Origin of the sequence: Halomonas sp. ML-15 (genome assembly GCF_014779595.1) — a bacterium.
Lineage (GTDB): Bacteria > Pseudomonadota > Gammaproteobacteria > Pseudomonadales > Halomonadaceae > Franzmannia.
This window is the reverse complement of the sequence record NZ_JACXZT010000019.1, coordinates 1,590,871-1,606,816: the sequence shown is the minus strand read 5'-3', so window position 1 is coordinate 1,606,816 and position 15,946 is coordinate 1,590,871. Positions and strand designations below refer to the sequence as shown.

16 protein-coding genes are annotated in these 15,946 nt (G+C 68.0%); 4 read left to right on the top strand and 12 right to left on the bottom strand.

The genetic code is table 11. The annotated features are described in order from the left end of the window. Positions 1 to 79: 79 nt before the first annotated feature. Positions 80 to 880, bottom strand: a complete 801-nt coding sequence (locus tag IEI94_RS19170) for a TlpA disulfide reductase family protein (protein ID WP_191168839.1) — start codon at positions 878 to 880, stop codon at positions 80 to 82. Positions 881 to 1,015: 135 nt separating this feature from the next. Between IEI94_RS19170 and IEI94_RS19165 the strand changes: the two genes are divergently transcribed. From IEI94_RS19165 to IEI94_RS19155, 3 genes are read left to right on the top strand one after another with little or no spacing between them, the layout of a single operon-like run. Further along, positions 1,016 to 1,243, top strand: a complete 228-nt coding sequence (locus IEI94_RS19165; RefSeq protein WP_191168838.1) for a hypothetical protein — start codon at positions 1,016 to 1,018, stop codon at positions 1,241 to 1,243. Between the two features lie 6 nt (positions 1,244 to 1,249). After that, the gene (locus IEI94_RS19160; RefSeq protein WP_318153424.1) at positions 1,250 to 2,821 is read left to right on the top strand and encodes a phospholipase D family protein; all 1,572 of its coding nucleotides are present in this window, start codon (positions 1,250 to 1,252) and stop codon (positions 2,819 to 2,821) included. A gap of 44 nt (positions 2,822 to 2,865) precedes the next feature. Then, positions 2,866 to 3,831, top strand: coding sequence for a GlxA family transcriptional regulator (locus IEI94_RS19155; RefSeq protein ID WP_191168837.1), 966 nt, complete (start codon positions 2,866 to 2,868; stop codon positions 3,829 to 3,831). A gap of 6 nt (positions 3,832 to 3,837) precedes the next feature. On the opposite strand, the gene IEI94_RS19150 is transcribed toward IEI94_RS19155, so the two are convergent. From IEI94_RS19150 to IEI94_RS19110, 9 genes are all read right to left on the bottom strand, one after another. After that, positions 3,838 to 4,563, bottom strand: coding sequence for an ABC transporter permease (locus IEI94_RS19150; RefSeq protein ID WP_191168836.1), 726 nt, complete (start codon positions 4,561 to 4,563; stop codon positions 3,838 to 3,840). A 1-nt stretch (position 4,564) separates the two neighbouring features. Then, positions 4,565 to 5,272, bottom strand: a complete 708-nt coding sequence (locus tag IEI94_RS19145) for an ABC transporter permease (RefSeq protein ID WP_191168835.1) — start codon at positions 5,270 to 5,272, stop codon at positions 4,565 to 4,567. A 76-nt stretch (positions 5,273 to 5,348) separates the two neighbouring features. Then, positions 5,349 to 6,122, bottom strand: a complete 774-nt coding sequence (locus IEI94_RS19140; RefSeq protein WP_191168834.1) for a transporter substrate-binding domain-containing protein — start codon at positions 6,120 to 6,122, stop codon at positions 5,349 to 5,351. 33 nt (positions 6,123 to 6,155) lie between these two features. After that, positions 6,156 to 6,953 (bottom strand): amino acid ABC transporter ATP-binding protein, encoded by a 798-nt coding sequence (locus tag IEI94_RS19135; RefSeq protein WP_224750203.1) that lies wholly within the window; start codon positions 6,951 to 6,953, stop codon positions 6,156 to 6,158. Further along, the gene (locus IEI94_RS19130; RefSeq protein WP_191168833.1) at positions 6,950 to 8,152 is read right to left on the bottom strand and encodes a pyridoxal phosphate-dependent aminotransferase; all 1,203 of its coding nucleotides are present in this window, start codon (positions 8,150 to 8,152) and stop codon (positions 6,950 to 6,952) included. Before IEI94_RS19130 ends, IEI94_RS19135 begins: the two co-directional genes overlap by 4 nt. 55 nt (positions 8,153 to 8,207) lie before the next feature. Then, a complete protein-coding gene (locus IEI94_RS19125) occupies positions 8,208 to 9,149 on the bottom strand; it encodes an ABC transporter substrate-binding protein (protein ID WP_191168832.1) in 942 nt (313 codons plus the stop codon). Positions 9,150 to 9,170: 21 nt separating this feature from the next. After that, positions 9,171 to 10,778, bottom strand: coding sequence for a 5-guanidino-2-oxopentanoate decarboxylase (locus tag IEI94_RS19120; protein WP_191168831.1), 1,608 nt, complete (start codon positions 10,776 to 10,778; stop codon positions 9,171 to 9,173). 1 nt (position 10,779) lies between these two features. Beyond that, positions 10,780 to 11,373, bottom strand: a complete 594-nt coding sequence (locus IEI94_RS19115; RefSeq protein ID WP_191168830.1) for an HD domain-containing protein — start codon at positions 11,371 to 11,373, stop codon at positions 10,780 to 10,782. Further along, entirely contained in the window at positions 11,370 to 12,482 is a 1,113-nt protein-coding gene (locus IEI94_RS19110; protein ID WP_191168829.1) for a TauD/TfdA family dioxygenase, read from the bottom strand. The genes IEI94_RS19115 and IEI94_RS19110 overlap by 4 nt, the downstream gene beginning before the upstream one ends. A gap of 110 nt (positions 12,483 to 12,592) precedes the next feature. On the opposite strand from IEI94_RS19110, the gene IEI94_RS19105 reads away from it, so the two are divergent. Further along, entirely contained in the window at positions 12,593 to 13,600 is a 1,008-nt protein-coding gene (locus IEI94_RS19105) for a GlxA family transcriptional regulator (RefSeq protein WP_191168828.1), read from the top strand. On the opposite strand, the gene IEI94_RS19100 is transcribed toward IEI94_RS19105, so the two are convergent. Beyond that, on the bottom strand, positions 13,597 to 14,838 hold the full coding sequence (locus IEI94_RS19100; protein ID WP_191168827.1) for a TauD/TfdA family dioxygenase: 1,242 nt from the start codon (positions 14,836 to 14,838) through the stop codon (positions 13,597 to 13,599). The two genes, IEI94_RS19105 and IEI94_RS19100, sit on opposite strands and share 4 nt — an antisense overlap. Positions 14,839 to 14,916: 78 nt before the next feature. Beyond that, the gene (locus IEI94_RS19095) at positions 14,917 to 15,900 is read right to left on the bottom strand and encodes a GlxA family transcriptional regulator (protein WP_191168826.1); all 984 of its coding nucleotides are present in this window, start codon (positions 15,898 to 15,900) and stop codon (positions 14,917 to 14,919) included. Positions 15,901 to 15,946: the final 46 nt, after the last annotated feature.

Here is a 15,946-nt window from a genome sequence, read left to right as displayed (position 1 = left end):
CGCGGTATGGTAACGGAAACGGGCCCGGCACTTAAGCGCCGCACGCACGATCTTTTCGCGTCCCCCACTGGCGGATAGGTTAGTGGCGGTCCAGCCAGCCGTCGAGCTGGGCGCGGGAGAGCTCACCGATGTGCTGCTCGAGCACGCGGCCATCGGCATCAAACAGCAGGGTGGTGGGCAGCCCTGGCGATTCGGTGAGCACGGTCAACTCCTGATGCGGGTCGAGCAGCGGATAGCTGAGCACGAACTCCTGCTCGTCGAGATAGCGCATGGCCTGCATCAGGTCTTCGCCCTGGTTGGCGATCACCACGCTGACGCCGTCGCGCTGATCGGCCTCGACCAGTAGCGGCATCTCACGCAAGCATGGCGGACACCAGGTCGCCCACAGGTTGACGATCACCAGCTCGTCCTGGATCTCACTGAGGGTGACCGGCTCGCCGTCGAGGTTGTCCAGGGTCAGGTCGGGCAGTTCGCGCAGGGCGATTTCGCCGCCCAGCGGCGAGACGGTCACCACCGCAAGCCACAGCGCCGAACTGCCGATCACCAGCGCCATGCCGCCAAGCATCTTGATCAGGTGTTCGCGCAGCGCCCAGGCGGTCCAGATCAGCGCCGCCAGCAGCCCCCACAGGCCGTGGAAGCCGGGTTGCCAGAACTTGACGATGTCCAGCGGCGCCGCGGCGTAGGCCTCGGGGTGAGTAAGCACGTGCCCGAGCCGCGCGCCGATCAGCCACACGATCACCAGGGTGTTGAACCAGCGGGCATGGGTGCCCTTGGGCAGGCCGAGCAGCATCAGGCTCGCCAACAGCAGGATCAGCCCCGCGCCGAAGGCGTAGAGGCGGGGCAGGGAAAGCAGTACTGGGCCAATGGCGATGGCATCCATCCGGCGGGCTCCAACAGGTCAGGACAGCGGCAGGGGGCAGCGACGATGTGCGGCCACTGTTACACTAGGGCCGCGCAGCATCGTGCGCTAGAAGCGTACTGTTGCATCGCTCGACTGTCACCCCCGGAGCTGCACATGGCCAAGCCTGCCTTCGATATCTTGCGCGCCCTGGCGATCGCCAGCCAGGCGCTCGGCTTTATCGTCATCATCACCCTGGAGACGCTGCTGGGCGACACCGCGCGGCCCTGGCAGGGCCTGACCCTGGCACTGATGGTGGCGGTGGCGCTGGGCATTGCGCTGGCGCGACTCTACCGGCGCAACAAGCGACGCAAGCAGCACATGGCGCAGCAGCATGACGAGTGATTGAGGGTGACTGATCGCACCAGCCGCGGCGTTCGCCTGCTACTGCCGCTATTGATCGTCTGCCTGCTGATCGCGGGCTGCGCACCGACACCGGTAGCGCGCAGCCACTCCTGGAGCCTGCCGCTGCACGAGGCCGAGGCGACCACCCTGGGTGGCTGGGTCGCCGACCGCCACGCCGCACAGCAGGTACCCGAGCGCAGCGGTTTCCGGCTGCTGGTCGACGGCGATGAGGCCTTCGCGCTGCGCGCCGCCCTGCTGGCGCGCAGCGAGCGTACCCTCGACGTGCAGACCTATATCGCCGACGACGGCCTCACGTCGCGGGTACTGCTGGTACGCATGCTGGATGCCGCCGAACGCGGGGTCAGGGTGCGGCTGCTGCTCGACGACCTGGCCAGTATCAACAATGAAGCCCTGCTGGCCGCTATCGACAGCCACCCCCAGGTGGAGGTGCGGCTGTTCAATCCGCTGCTGCGGGGGCGCGGCACGCTGCTGAGTCGCGGGGTGATGATGGGTGCCGACCTGCGGCGTCAGCATCGCCGCATGCACAACAAGCTGTGGCTGAGCGACGGTGCGGTGGCGATTACTGGCGGGCGCAATCTCGGCGACGAATACTTCAATGCCGATGAGCAGCGCAATTTCGCCGACCTCGACCTGCTCGCGGTGGGGCCGGTGGCGCGGGATCTGTCGCGCAGCTTCGATGAGTACTGGCGCCATCACCTGGCGCTGCCGCTGGCACGTTTTCGCCAGGCCGAGCCCGGCGCCTGGCGCGAGCTGCGCGACGACCTGGCGACATGGCTCGTGGCGCAGCGTCATGACTCGCCCTACCTGGTGGCGCTGCGTGAACGCTTTGCCGATATGTCTCCTGAGGCGCTGCTGCTGCCCCTCACCTGGGCGCCGGGGGAGGCGCTGTGGGATCCTCCCGCCAAGCTGGCGGGCCGCGGTCGTCCGGCGCTGGACGAAACGCTCTCCGGCGACCTTGTCGAGGTCATCGAGGCGCTCGACCAGCGGCTGCTGATCATCTCGGCCTACTTTATTCCCACACCCCAGGGCGCCGCCCAGCTGCAGCGTCTGGCACGCGACGGTGTCGAGGTGGCGGTGATCACCAACTCGCTGGAGGCCACCGATGTGCCGCCGGTGCACGGCGCCTACTCCGGCTATCGACCTGGCCTGCTGGCCAGCGGAGTGCGGCTCTACGAGCTGCGCGCCGATAATCAGGAAGACGCCAGCCTGGGGGTGCCGGGGGCGTCGTCATCCAGTCTGCATATCAAGGCGCTGGGCTTCGATGACGACCGCTTGTTCGTGGGAAGCTATAACGTCGACCCGCGCTCGATCTGGTGGAACAGCGAGGTGGGGGTGCTGGTGAACAGCGAGGCACTCAATCGCGAGCTGTGGGCGTTGGCCGAATTGGGCATGAGTCCGGCGCTGAGCTATCGCGTGCGGCTTGATCGGGAGGGCGATCTCGAATGGCACACCGACAACGCCGACCGCGCCGAGGTGCTGCGCCGCGAGCCGGGTGGCTGGCTGCGCCACCTGGGCGCTTGGGGCAGTCGGGTGCTACGTCTCGAGGACTGGCTCTAGGGCGCTGCTTGCCCGGCGGCTGCTGGCATTCTTAGGAGGACCGCTTGCGACTCGATTACCGCGGTGCGCTACCCGAACCCGTCGGCTACCTGCTGCTGCCGGATTTCTCGATGATGGCCTTCTTCGCTGCGGTTGAGCCGCTGCGCATCGCCAATCGTATCGCCGGCCGGCCGCTGTTCGACTGGACGCTGATCAGCGTGGATGGCCAGCCGGTCACTGCCTCCAACGGCATGACCCTGCTCGTCGATCGGGCCATGGGGGAGGTCCACGACCTGCCATCGCTGGCGGTATGCAGCGGCTTTGCGCCAGAGCAGCACCTCAACCGTCCGCTACTGGCCTGGTTGAATCATCTCGACCAGGCTGGCTGTACGCTGGGTGGGCTCGACACGGGCTGCTTCGTGCTGGCGGCGGCGGGGCTGCTCAGCGGCGAGCGGGTGACGCTGCACTGGGAGAGCCTGCCGGCGTTTCGCGAGCGGTTCCCCACCATCGCCACCTCCGACGAGCTGTTCGAACTGGGCCAGCGCTGTTTCTCCTGTGCCGGCGGGGCTGCGGCCATGGACATGGCGCTGGAGGTGATCTCGCGGCGCCACGGCACCAAGTTGGCGATCGACGTCTCCGAACAGCTGATTCATGAACGCATGCGTACACGGGATGACCAGCAGCGCATGTCGCTGGTACAGCGTCTGGGCTCCCATCATCCTCGCCTGGTCGGTGCGGTGGCGCTGATGGAGCAGCACCTGGAGGCCCCGCTGTCGCTGGCCGAGGTAGCCCGTCGCAGCGGTGTCTCACCGCGCCAGCTGCAGCGCCTCTTCGAACAGCAGCTCGGGGCCACCCCCCGCCAGTGGTATCTGCAACTGCGCCTGGCACGCGCCCGGCGGCTGCTCAGCGAGACCGACCTGGACGTGCTCTCGGTGGGGCTGGCCTGTGGCTTCACCTCCGGCTCCAGCTTCGCCCGCGCTTTTCGCACATGCTATGGCGTATCACCGCGGGAGGTGCGGCACAGAGCCTAGTCTTGTTCAGCGCATGGGGAGCCAGCGGCGCCGGGTCGGGCGCATACCGGGGAAGTTCAGCTCCACCATGCGCAGCACGAGGGTCAGCACGATGGTGGTGGCCAGGTAGATGCCGGCGATCAGCAGCAGCGGCTCGTAGACCAGGAAGGTCTCGTCGCGAATGATATTGGCCGCCTGCAGCAGGTCCATCAGGGCGATGGTGGAGACCAGCGGCACCGATTTGAGTAGCAGGATCATCTCACCGGTCAGGGTCGGCAGGCAGAGCTGGATGGCCCGTGGCAGCCACAGCCGATAGAGCACCTGGAAGCGGGAGAGGCCGAAGGCGCGTCCGGCCTCAAGCTCGCCGCGGGGCACGCTCTGCATGGCGCCACGGATCACCTCGCCGGAGTAGGCGCCGACGCTGAGGATGAAGGTCAGGGCGCCGAAGAAGAAGGGATCGCGCAGCAGCGGCCAGATGAGGCTATCGCGGATGCCCGGGACTCCCTCCAGCAATCGGCCCACCCCATAGTAGAAGAAGAACAGTTGCACCAGCAGTGGGGTGCCGCGAATCACGGTGGTAAAGGCCCAGGCCAGCCAGGCCAGGGGGCGAGGGCCGCGCAGTCTGGCCAGGGCCACTCCCACTGCGAGGATCAAACCGCACACCGACGAGACCAGCAGCAGCCACAGGGTATTGACGAAGCCCTCCCACAGATAGGCCTGGTAGAAGGGATCGCTCAGCCAGGAAAAGTCCATCTCAGGCCTCCGTGGGTTGGCCGCGGCGCACATGGCGCTCGAGGCGGGCGAACAGCGCCGTGGAGGTCAGGGTCATCAGCAGGTAGATGACGCCGGCGGCGGCATAGAAGAGGAAGTAGGCGCGGCTGCTGGCGGCGGCCTGCTGGATGGTGAAGAACAGCTCATTGAAGCCGATCACGCTGATCAGGGCGGTGTCCTTGATCAGGATCAGCCACAGGTTGGACATGCCCGGCAGGGCGTTGGGCAGCATCCCTGGTAGAACGATGCGGTGAAAGCGCGTCCAGCGCGAGAAGCCGTAGGCATCTGCGGCCTCCAATTGGCCGTGAGGGATGGCCAGGATGGCGCCGCGAAACACCTCGGTCATGTAGGCGCCCTGGACGAAAGCCAGCACGCCCACGGCGGTGGCGAAGCCGGTGATCTGAACGGCGCCGGCTATGCCGAGCTTGGCCAACAGGGCGTCCAGGGCCTGGGCGCCGGCATAGTAGAGCAGGATGATCAGCAGCAGCTCGGGCACGGCACGGATCAGTGTTGAGTAGGCGGTGGCCAGGCCGCGCAGGGGCGCCCACGGACTGAGCTTGGCGCCGGCGCCAAGCAGCCCCAGCAGCAGGCCAATGGCGTAGGCCAGCACGGCGATCTGCAGCGTGGTAAGGGCCCCGGCCAGGATAGGACCGGCCCAGTCGCCAAGCCCCTCCGGTGTCATCGCAGTCATGGTTGAGCCTTTCCTTGGTCACGCAACGAAGTGCCCCGGCGCCGCTGGCGCCGGAGGTATGGCAGCCGTCGAGGGCTCAGTCGTAGACGCAGACGTCGGTGCTCAGGTACTGCTCGGAAAGCTCGCCACAGGTGCCGTCCTCGATGACCGCGGCGATGCCCGCGTTGAGCGCTTCGCGCAGATCGTCGTCCTCCTGACGCAGGCCGATGCCGATGCCCTCGCCGTAGGCCTCGTGGTGGGGGGCAGTGGCCTTGACCTCGAAGTTTGCCGCCTCGTCCCGGTCGAGAAACTGCAGCATGGCGATCTCGTCGGCGAGGACCAGGTCCAGGCGACCGGCCAGCAGGTCATTATTGACCTGTTCCGCCTGATCATAGAGGCGGATATCCACGCCGCTGTCGCGCAGCTCGCGGCGGGCATAGGCGGCGTTGGTGGTGGCGCTCTGCACCCCCATCACCAGGCCATCCAGGTCGTCGGGGATGTCCAGCGTCAGGTCGCTGGCGGCGACATAGGCGCCGGGGGTGAAGTAGTAGGGGCGGGTGAAATCGATGACCCGCTGGCGCTGCTCGGTGATCGACATGGAATTCATGATCATGTCGATGCGCCCGGCATTGAGGGAGGGAATGATACCGCTCCAGCCGGTGGGGGAGATCTCGCAGTCGCGGCCCATGGCGTCGCAGATGGCATGGGCCAGTTCCACCTCGAAGCCGGTCCAGTCGCCGCTGGCGGCCTTGTAGGTGAAGGGCGGGTAGGGCTCGCCGGAGATGCCGACCTTGAGGGGGGAGTCGGCCTGGGCGTTGAGGCCGAGGCTCATGGCGGCAGCGGCGGTAGCGATCATCAGGGGCAATTTCATGGTCTTCTCCTGTCGTTATGGTTGGTGGAGCGTTCAGGCAGCGGGCGCCACAAAGTGGCGGCAGCGGGGATCCTCGAAGACGTCTTGCGGGGTGCCGGAGGCGGCGATGCGGCCCTGGTCGAGATAGACCAACTGGTCGGAGACCTCCCGGGCGAAGTGCATCTCGTGGGTGACCAGCAGCATGGTGCGGCCTTCGTCAGCGAGGCCGCGGATCACCCCCAGCACCTCGTTGACCCGCTCCGGGTCCAGCGCCGAGGTGGGTTCGTCGAAGAGCAGCAGGCGCGGTTCCATGGCCAGAGCCCTGGCGATGGCCACCCGCTGCTGCTGGCCGCCGGAGAGGAAGGCGGGGTAGGCGTCGCGCTTGTCGGCCAGGCCGACCCGTTCTAGGTAGTGCTCGCCGAGGGCAGTGGCGCGTCTGCGAGAGAGCCCCTTGACCCGCATGGGGGCCTCGATGACGTTGCCCAGCACGCTGAGGTGGGGCCAGAGGTTGAACTGCTGGAAGACCATGGCCACCTTGGCGCGCAGCCGCTGCAGCTGGCGTCGATCCAGGCCGGTGATGTCGCCCTGGGGATTGCGGGCGAAGCGAATCGCCTCATCCGCAATCGCCAGGTCGCCGCGGTCGGGGCGTTCCAACAGGTTCATGCAACGCAGCAGGGTGCTCTTGCCGGAGCCGCTGGCGCCGATGATCGAGGTGACGGTGCCTTCGGGGACGCTCAGGGAGACGCCCTTGAGCACCTCCAGATCGCCATAGCGCTTGATCAGATGGTCGGCCACCACCGCATCGGCGGTGGCGGCCCGGGGACGGAGGGGACGCTCGAGTGATGATGTCATAGGCAATCGGCCTCCGGGGCCGGGGTCGGTGACAGGGCGCGCTGCGCACAGGCCGCCAGGCGGCGACTGGCGGTGGCGAGACGCTCGACCTCCACGGTCAGGCTCAGGCGCACGAAGCCCGCTGCCGAGGGGCCGAAGGCTTCGCCGGAGAGCACCGAGATGCCCTCCTCGTCGAGCAGGCGGTCGGCGAAGGCCTGGGAGGAGAGGCCGGTGGCACGAATATCCACCATCAGGAACATCCCCGCCGGCGGGCGGATCGCCGTCACCGCCGGGCTCTCGGCCAGCACCGCGCAGACGGCATCGCGGCGCCCCCGGTAGACATCGCGCATTGCCTGCAGCTCGGCGGGCGGCGTGGTCAGGGCGTCGCAGGCGGCGTCCTGGATAAAGTCGGGGCAGCCGTAGAGCATGCACAGCGCCAGGTGGGTCAGGTGCTGGATCAGCGCCTCGGGCCCCACTACCCAGCCCAGCCGCCAACCGGTCATGGCGTGGGACTTGGAGAGGCTGCTGATCACCACGCAGCGCTCGGCCATCTCCGGCAGGCTCGCGGGGCAGAGGTGCTCGCCCTCGAAGATCAGCTCGGCATAGACCTCGTCGGAGATCAGCCACAGGTCGTGGTGCCGGCACAGCGCGGCGATCGCCGCCCAGGTCTCGGCGTCGATCAGCTGGCCGGTGGGGTTATGGGGGCTGTTGAGCAGGATGGCTCGGGTGCGCGGGGTGATGGCCGCCGCCAGGGCCGCTGGGTCGAGGCGGAAGTCCGCTTCTCCGCTCAGCGGCACCTGCACCAGCTCGGCGCCGGTGGCGCGCAACACCGCCTCGTAGGTGACATAGCTGGGCTCGGGCACCAGCACCTCGTCGCCGGGATCGAGCAGGCACTGGGCGGCGGCGTAGAGACCACACTGGGCGCCGGCCATGACGATGACGTTGTCCGGGCCTGCGGCGATGCCCCGGCGACGGTAGTCATCGGCGATGGCCTGGCGCAGCGCCAGCTTGCCCTGCACGTCCGGGTAGTGGGTGGCGCCGCCGCGCAGGCTGGCCACGGCGCTCTCGACGATCGGTGCCGGGGTGGCGAAATCCGGGTCGCCCACCGAGAGCAAGGTGATCTCCTCGCCGGCGGCCTGGCGGGCCAGGGCGCGGTAGTGGATATCCCAGGCCGCGGCCCCTTCGCCGGCGATGCGGTCGGTCAGTCGGGAATAATGCATAGAGGGTCTCGCTGTCAGAAACGCTGGGGCCGGTGTCACGTCGGCTCGGGATGCCTCATTGCAGGCTATCGCGCACCGCCGCCAGACCGGGCTCGCCGTCGCGCGTGGTGACACCCTCCAGGAAGGTTTCGATCCGCTCGGGGTTGGCCAGCAGCCAGTCCCGGGCGACATCTTCCAGGTCGCGCTCTTCGAGGCTGTAGTGAAGGATGAACTCGCTCTGCTGGTCGGCGGTAAAGGTGAACTGATCGAGCAGCCGGGTCATGTTGGGATTGGCCTCGCTGTAGTGGCGCGAGACGATGGTCTTGACGTCACTGCTGCCGCCGTCTTCGCCATAGACAGCGGCGGGGTCATCGAGAATGTGCATGTCGTATTCGGGCACCATCCAGTGAGGTGTCCAGCCGTAGAACACGATCCAGCGCTGCTCGCGGACGGCGGCTTCCACTTCGCTCAGCATGCCGGGCGTGGAGGACTCGAGGATGTTCCAGTCGCCGAGCCCGTAGGTGTCATCTTCGGCGGCCTGGCGGATCATATCGCTGACCGTGGAGCCGCTCTCGATGGAGTAGAAGGTGGTGTCCAGACGCTCGCGGAACTCGGGGTCGCTGAGCTGCTCGGCGCTGGTCAAGCCGGCCTCATAGACATAGCCGGGCACCGCGAAGCCCATGCGCGCCCCGGTGACGTTATTGCCGAGATCGACGATGGCATCGTTGGCCATGGCGCTGTCGTAGCTCTCCTGCTGGGCGGGCAGCCAGCCCGCCAGGAAGGCGTCGCTGTCATCGGTCTGCATAGTCTGGTAGCCCACGGTGGAGCTCACCGCCTGTCGGGAGGTGCGGTAGCCGAGCGGTGCCACCAGCTGAGTGAGGATCTCCGACTTGACCTCGACCCCCGGCCAGGGCGGCACTATCAGGCGAAGCTCCTCGCTGGCGTCCTGGTTGGCGAGCGCGGTCAGCGGCAGTAGACCCATAAGGGAGAGGCTGGTGAGGAGAGTCATCTTGCGCATGTCAGCGGTCCTTGTTGTCGATTATCGTTGGGAGGGTGAAGGGGTTGCCATCCAGGCTGCGGCGTCGACCTCGATCAGCAGCGGCGACGTTGCCTCGCCGAGCCGGCCCAGGGCCTCGCCCAAGGCGTCCGGGGCCCCTACCCGTTGGTAGCGGCAGGCATAGGCGCTGGCCAGGTCGGCGAAGTCCGGCGGGACCAGGTCGACGCCGAGCTGAGGCACCTGGTGGATGGCCATGTAGCGGCGAATTTCGTCATAGCCATGGTTGTTCCAGATCACCACCGCGACCGCACGGCCCAGGTCGCGGGCGGTCGCCAGCTCGCCGAGTACGAACTGCAGGCCGCCATCACCCACCAGTGCCACCACCGGCTGCTGAGGGCAGGCCAGGGCGGCGCCGAGCGCCGCCGGCAGGCCGTAGCCGAGGGTGCCGTAGCCGGTGGCGGCGTTGAACCAGCGGCGTGGCGCCGGCAGCGAAGCGAGGACGTTGCCGGCATAGACGGGCCCGGTGGAGTCGCCCACGAGAACTGCCTCGGGCAGCGTCGCCCGTAGCGTGGCATAGAGCGGCACATAAGGGGCGAGCTGCGGATCCTCGCTGAGTGCCAGCTCGTGGCGTACCGCCGCGGCGCGGCCGTCATCGGCGCGCGGTGGCAGGGCCTTGGCGAGGTCGTGCATCACCTGGCCCACGTCGGCCAGCAGGGCCAGGTCGGCGGCCTGATTCCGCGCCAGCTGCTGGGGATCGATATCTACCCGGATCAGCCGTCCGTCGATGCCAAAACCGCCATCGAACACCAGGTCGTAGTCGGTCTCGCCGAGCTCGGTGCCCAGCGCCAGCACCACGTCGGCATCGGCGGCCAGGCGGCGCACGGCGTGCAGGCTGGCGGTGGCGCCGAGGTCCTGCGGATGATCCTGACCCAGTACTCCCTTGGCGTTGATGGTGGTCAGCGCCGGGGCCTGGAAGCGTTCGATCAAAGCGCGGGCCGACTGCGGGGCGCTAGCGCAGCCGCCGCCGAGCAGCAGCAGCGGGCGCTCCGCTCCGGCCAGCCAGTCAGCGGCCTGGGCGATGGCCGCCGCCGGGGCTGCTGGCGGGCAGACCTGCAGCGGGCGTGGCGGCAGGGCCTCCACGGGCGCAGCCAGCAGGTCCAGCGGGATCTCGATATGCACCGGCCCTGGCCGAGCCCCATGAAAGATCGCGAAGGCGCGCGCCAGCACTTCCGGCAGTGCCACCGGGTCGAGCAGGGTATGGCTGAACACGCTGACGCCGGCCAGGGTCTGCTGTTGACTGGGCAGCTCGTGCAGCCGTCCCTGGCCGCGGCCCAGGGTGTCGCGGCGGTTGACGCTGGAGATCACCAGCATCGGCACCGAGTCGGCCAGGGCCTGCCCCATGGCCGTGGCGATATTGGTCATTCCTGGGCCGCTGATGATAAAGCAGGCGGCGGGTTTGCCGCTGGCCCGTGCATAGCCGTCGGCCATGAAGCCGGCGCCCTGCTCGTGGCGTGGGGTGACGTGGCGGATGGCGCTGTCGCCCAGGCTGCGGTAGAGCTCGATGGTATGCACGCCGGGAATGCCAAAGGCAGTGTCCACGCCGTAGGCGTCCAGCAGTCCCAGCAGGTAGTTGGCACAGGTCTGAGGCATGTCAGTCTTGCTCCACCCGATGTTCAGGCAGTGGCTCGGGCAGTCCGCCGCGGGGTGTGCGACCCAGTACCCGTTCCACCATCGGCAGGAAGTGCTCCAGGGGCAGGGTATCGTAGTCGGGGTCGAAGCTGGCCTGGTCCCAGTCGTCACAGAAGCGCACGGTACGCGCATAGGCCGGGTGGTCGCGATACTGCTCGCGGGCGTGGCGATCCTGGCCGAAAAAGTGGCGATAGTGGTAGCCCTGGAAGAGTTCGTGGTGGCGAATCATCCAGGTATTGAGGGGGTCGATGAAGGGCTCGAGGATGGCCGCGGCGACCTCGGCGTGGTTGGCCGGGGCCAGGTCGTCACCGATATCGTGGAGCAGGGCGCAGACCACCATCTCGTCATCCGCGCCGTCGCGCAGAGCCCGGGTGGCGGTCTGCAGACAGTGCTGGTAGCGATCCACCGGGTAGCCATGGGTGTCGCCGGCCAGGTTGAGCAGGTGGGCCAGCACCCGACGTGGGGCATCCTCGACATAGTCGCGGAAGCGGGCGTCGATCAGCGCCCAGTCGTCACGTTGGGCCTCGCCGAAGTGGCGAAAATGCGCTTGATTCATGCGGGCTCTCCTCGGGCGTTAATCTCGGCCTGGCGGCGTAGTACCCGCCGGCGGCTGGCGGTGCTGTCGCGGTCGACGTAGCCCTGGCGCATGTGGCGCACGCCGCCGGCCAGCTGATAGGCGCGGCGCCCGTGGAACAGCCGGTAGTTGTCGATGATCAGCATCTGGCCTGGATCGAGCTTGAGGTGCAGCGTCAGCTCCTCGCCGGTGATCAGCTCATGAAAGGCGCGGCGGGCGGTGAAGTAGGCATCTAGCGCGTCGGGGGCCAGCGCCGGCACCCGCTCGGTGCGGTTGGAGTAGCGCACCCGTACCGGCTCGCCGCCGCTATCCAGCTCGATCAGCGGTCCCTCGCTCTCGAGGTGAGTGGTGTCGTCCTGGTAGCGAAAGCTGGGGCGCACCCGGGTCAGGCAGTCGAAGGCCTTGGGGTCGCGCTCGCGCAGCCTGCGCGCCGCCATATAGCCGTCCACCAGGGTACTGTCGCCGCCCTCGGCGGCGTTGGTAAGGCAGTGCAGCCAGATGTAGCCGGGAATGGGATCCCGGTAGGGATTGTCGGTATGCGGCTCCAGGCCGCGCTGGGTCATGGTCAGGTCGTAGGCATTGGCCACCGACTTGACGTCGGCAATGCCGCCCCAGTTGGTGTGCCGCAGCGGGCCGATGCGATCAATCAGCGGGCGCATGCCGTCCTCTTCGGCGGGAACGCCGGAGACCAGCACGAACCCGTCGCGATGCAGCGCTTCCAGCAGCGCCAGCAGGGCGCCGTCGTCTTCCAGCGCCGCTGCGAAATCGGCCCGCGGGCTGGGTGCGCCGGTGGCGTCCCACAGGCGACGGGAGGGATCGCTGGCCTCCTCGAGCAGTTCGCGTAGCGGGAAGTCGCAGCGGTGACCGTCGCTGAAGTGCAGTGCCAGGGCGCCATCGTGGGCGGCGGCGGACTCGAGTCGCAGGTCCAGGGGCAGCTCAGCGGCTTCGATCAGGCGCTGGCCAGTGCGCGGGTCCAGGGTCTGCGGGTCGGGGCTGCGCTCACGCAGCCATAGGGCGGTGAACTCTTGCGATTGGTCCCGGTAGTCGAGTACCAAGCGTTGGCCTCCGGCCTGGAGCCTGACGTGAGTCATGACGGTGTCTCCACAAGATGCGGTCGCTGGCGTTGAGGGTGCCTCTTACCTTATCCGTAGATTCGTCGGCCAACTTGATAAAATTAGCCGCATGCTTGATCTTATTGGCCATGATGGAAACCTACCCCGATAAGTGGCCCTATCCGCGCCCCGACTCACCCCCGCTGCTGACCCCCGATGAGGCCGAGCACACCATGGACGTGTGGCTGGTGCCCAAATTCTCGATGCTGACGCTGTTTTGTCTGCTGGAACCGCTGCGGGTGGCCAATCGTTTCGGACGTAACCTCTTCGCCTGGCGGCTGCGCTCCGCCACCGGTCAGGCGGTGGTCGCCAGCAACGGGGTGCGTATCGACGTGGATGGACCGCTGGAGACGCTGGCCGACGATGCCGGACTGATGGTGGTTTCATCCTATGAGGCGGAGCTGACGGTGGGGGCGGTGGAGCGCGCGGTGCTGCGGCGTATCGCCGCCCATGGCGGCTGGCTGGGCGGACTGGATACGGCGCCCTTCATTCTTGCCCGAGCGGGGGTGTTGGAAGGCTATCGCGTGGCCCTGCACTGGGAGAGCGTGCCGGCCTTTCGCCAGGAGTTTCCCCACCTGGCGATCAGCCAGGCCCGCTACGAGTTCGGCAGCGAGCGCCTGACCGGTTCCGGAGGCTCCGCCGGGATCGACATGATGCTGGACTGGGTCGAGCAGGCCTACGGCCCGGCCCTGGCCAATGCGGTGGGTCGCCAGCTGGTCCATCGGCGGGCCAGCGGCGAGGCCTCCCTGGCCCAGCGTCACCTCTATGAGCAGCTGCCGCGCAGTGTGGTGCGGGCCCTGGCGGTGATGGAGGCCAATCTGGCCCAGGCGTTGCCGATTCCTGAGGTATGTCGCCTGGTGGGTCAGTCTCAGCGCCAGCTGACGCGGCTGTTTATCGCCCACTTCGGCGAGAGCCCCAAGCAGTGCTACCTGGGCCTGCGCCTCGATCAGGCGCGGCGTATCCTCGCCGATAGCCGCTGCCGGGTCACCGAGGCGGCCCTGGCCGCCGGCTTCACCCAGCCGGCCCACTTTTCGCGGGCCTATCGGCAGCGCTTCAATGAGGCGCCGAGCACCACCGCCGAGCGCGGCTCGCTTTAGGGCTCCTGCCCCACCTTGAGCCGCCGCTGGCGCCGGGCGCGCTGCATCATGCGATAGCGTGAGCGGATCTCGTCGCGCTCCATGTAGCAGCCCTGCAGCCAGCGGTGGCCGCTGGTGCCCTCGAAGGCGTCGCGGGCATGCAGCAGCCGGCGATTGTCGAAGATCACCAGGTCACCGGGCGCGTAGGTGAAGCGAATGGCGAAGCCCGGTTCGCGCAGCATCGCCTGCAGCGTCATCAGTGCCTCGTAGGCAGATTCCACCGCCTCGAAGGGCGCTTGCAGTGGGCCACGCAGAAAATCGGCGATACGTACCTCGAGCAGCTCGCCGCGGGTATCGAGGCGGATCATCGGCGAGTACCAGACGTAGTCGCTGGTTTTGGCGGTATTGGCGTAGCACCAGTGCACCCGGGTCAGGATGGCAAAGGCCTCGGGATCGCGCTGACGCAGCGCCTCGGCGACAGCGAAGCCGTCGAGCATTACCGCCTGGCCGCCCTCCACGCCGTTCTCCAGGCAGTGCAGCAGCTGCAACCCCGGGTGATATTCGCGGGTCGGCAGGTCGGTGTGCGGCGGCAGGGCGATGGAGGTATAGGCGTTGGAGTCCGGGTTTGGCTTGGCCTTGACGTCAAACAGCAGGCCGAAGTTGGTGGGCCGGACTGGACCGATGCGCCGGGCGATGGCCTCCAGCGAGCCTGGCTCGGTGGGCAGGCCGCGCAGGCGCACCAGCCCCTTGCTCAGCACGCTCTCCAGCGCCGGCGCGAGAATCGCCTCCTCGGTCTCGCTGGCCGGCTCAGCATCGAGCAGGCCGCTGGCATCGAGGCTGTCTGGGCCTGTGCTGGGCCCGCCGTGCCAGAGCCTGACTGGCACCAGCGGCGCCTCGGGATCGTCGGCATTGTCGTAGTCGTGGGCGCGCAGCCAGCCGGGGTGGAAGCGCAGTTTGCGCCCCTCGGGGGCAAAGCTGATGCAGAGGGCGCCAGCGTCATCGATCTCGGCGGCGGCAATGTCCGGCCAGGCGGGCAGAGCGGATAGGTCGAGAATGCGCTCCCGGGTGGCGGGGTTAACGGTGCTCTCGTCGGCGGCGTTCTCGCGCAGCCAGATGCCGTGATAGCGGCTCTGACGGCCGTCGCTCCAGCCCAGAGTCACGACTCGTGCGTCGTGTTCGACCGAGAGTATGTCTGCCTCGATGGGCCAGGCGTCGTAATCCGGGGTCAGCGGCAGAGTCGGGGGCGAAAACGCGTTCATGGTGGCCTCTCCTGGGTGAGTCGAGGGGCTTAGGTTGCCTGCTGCGACGTAGAGAAATGCGGCACCATTCGACGCTGACTATGCACCATTCGACAGCCAGGCGCGGTTCTGTTGTCGGCGCAGCTGGCTTGGCGTGACGGCGTGGCGCTGACGGAAGGCGCGAGTAAAGCTGGAGGCGGAGGCGAACCCGCAGGCCAGGGCGATATCCAGCACCCGGTGGGAGGTCTCTAGCAGCAGGCCGTGGGCGTGGTCGAGGCGCAGCCCCAGATAGTGGTCCCGGGGAGAGCGTTCCAGATAGCGCAGGAAGAGGCGCTCCAGGCCGCGCCAGGAGAGCGACAGTCGCTCGGCGAGATCGGCGATCGCCAGGGGCGACTCGAGGTTGGCCTCCATCAGGCCGATGGCACGGCGCAGCTCGATGGGCAGATGGGGCGGCGCGTCGGGGCGCTGGCGGCTGGCGGGAAGGCGGCCCCGGGCATGCACCAGCTGGGCATTGACCCTGGTCGCCAGGGCCTCGCCGTGGCGGCGGCGGACCAGGTCCAGGGCCATGTCGATGGCAGCGCTGCCGCCGGCGCAGGAGAAGCCCTGAGGCTCCACTTCGTAGAGGGACTCCACGGCGTCGATCTGGGGAAAGCGGCGGCGGAAATCGGGCAGGCTCTCCCAGTGCAGGGTGACGGTCTGGTCGTCCAGCAACCCCGCCGCGGCGAGCGCCACGCAGCCGGTATCCATGCCGCCCAGCACGCAGCCCCGGGCCGCCCTCTCGCGCAGTGAGTCGAGCAGCGCTGGAGTCAGGGCCGCGTCGGGCGCGAAGCTGGCGCAGACCGCCAGGCTGGGAAACGCCGGCGCCCGCTCCAGCGCCATGTCGACGCCCAGGAGCATGCCGTTGCTGGCCGCCACCGGCGCCCCGTCGAGGCTGATCACGTGCCAGCGGAACAGCTCGCGCCCGGCCATGCGATTGGCGATACGCAGCGGCTCGATAGCGGAGAACAGCGCCACCATGGCGAAGCGTGGCAGCAGCAGGATACCGATGGGTTCGGGCTCAGGGCCTGAATAATGGAGTCGCATGATGGGTCACTATTGGCGCGCGCTGGGCGGCCGTTACCAGGGCGCG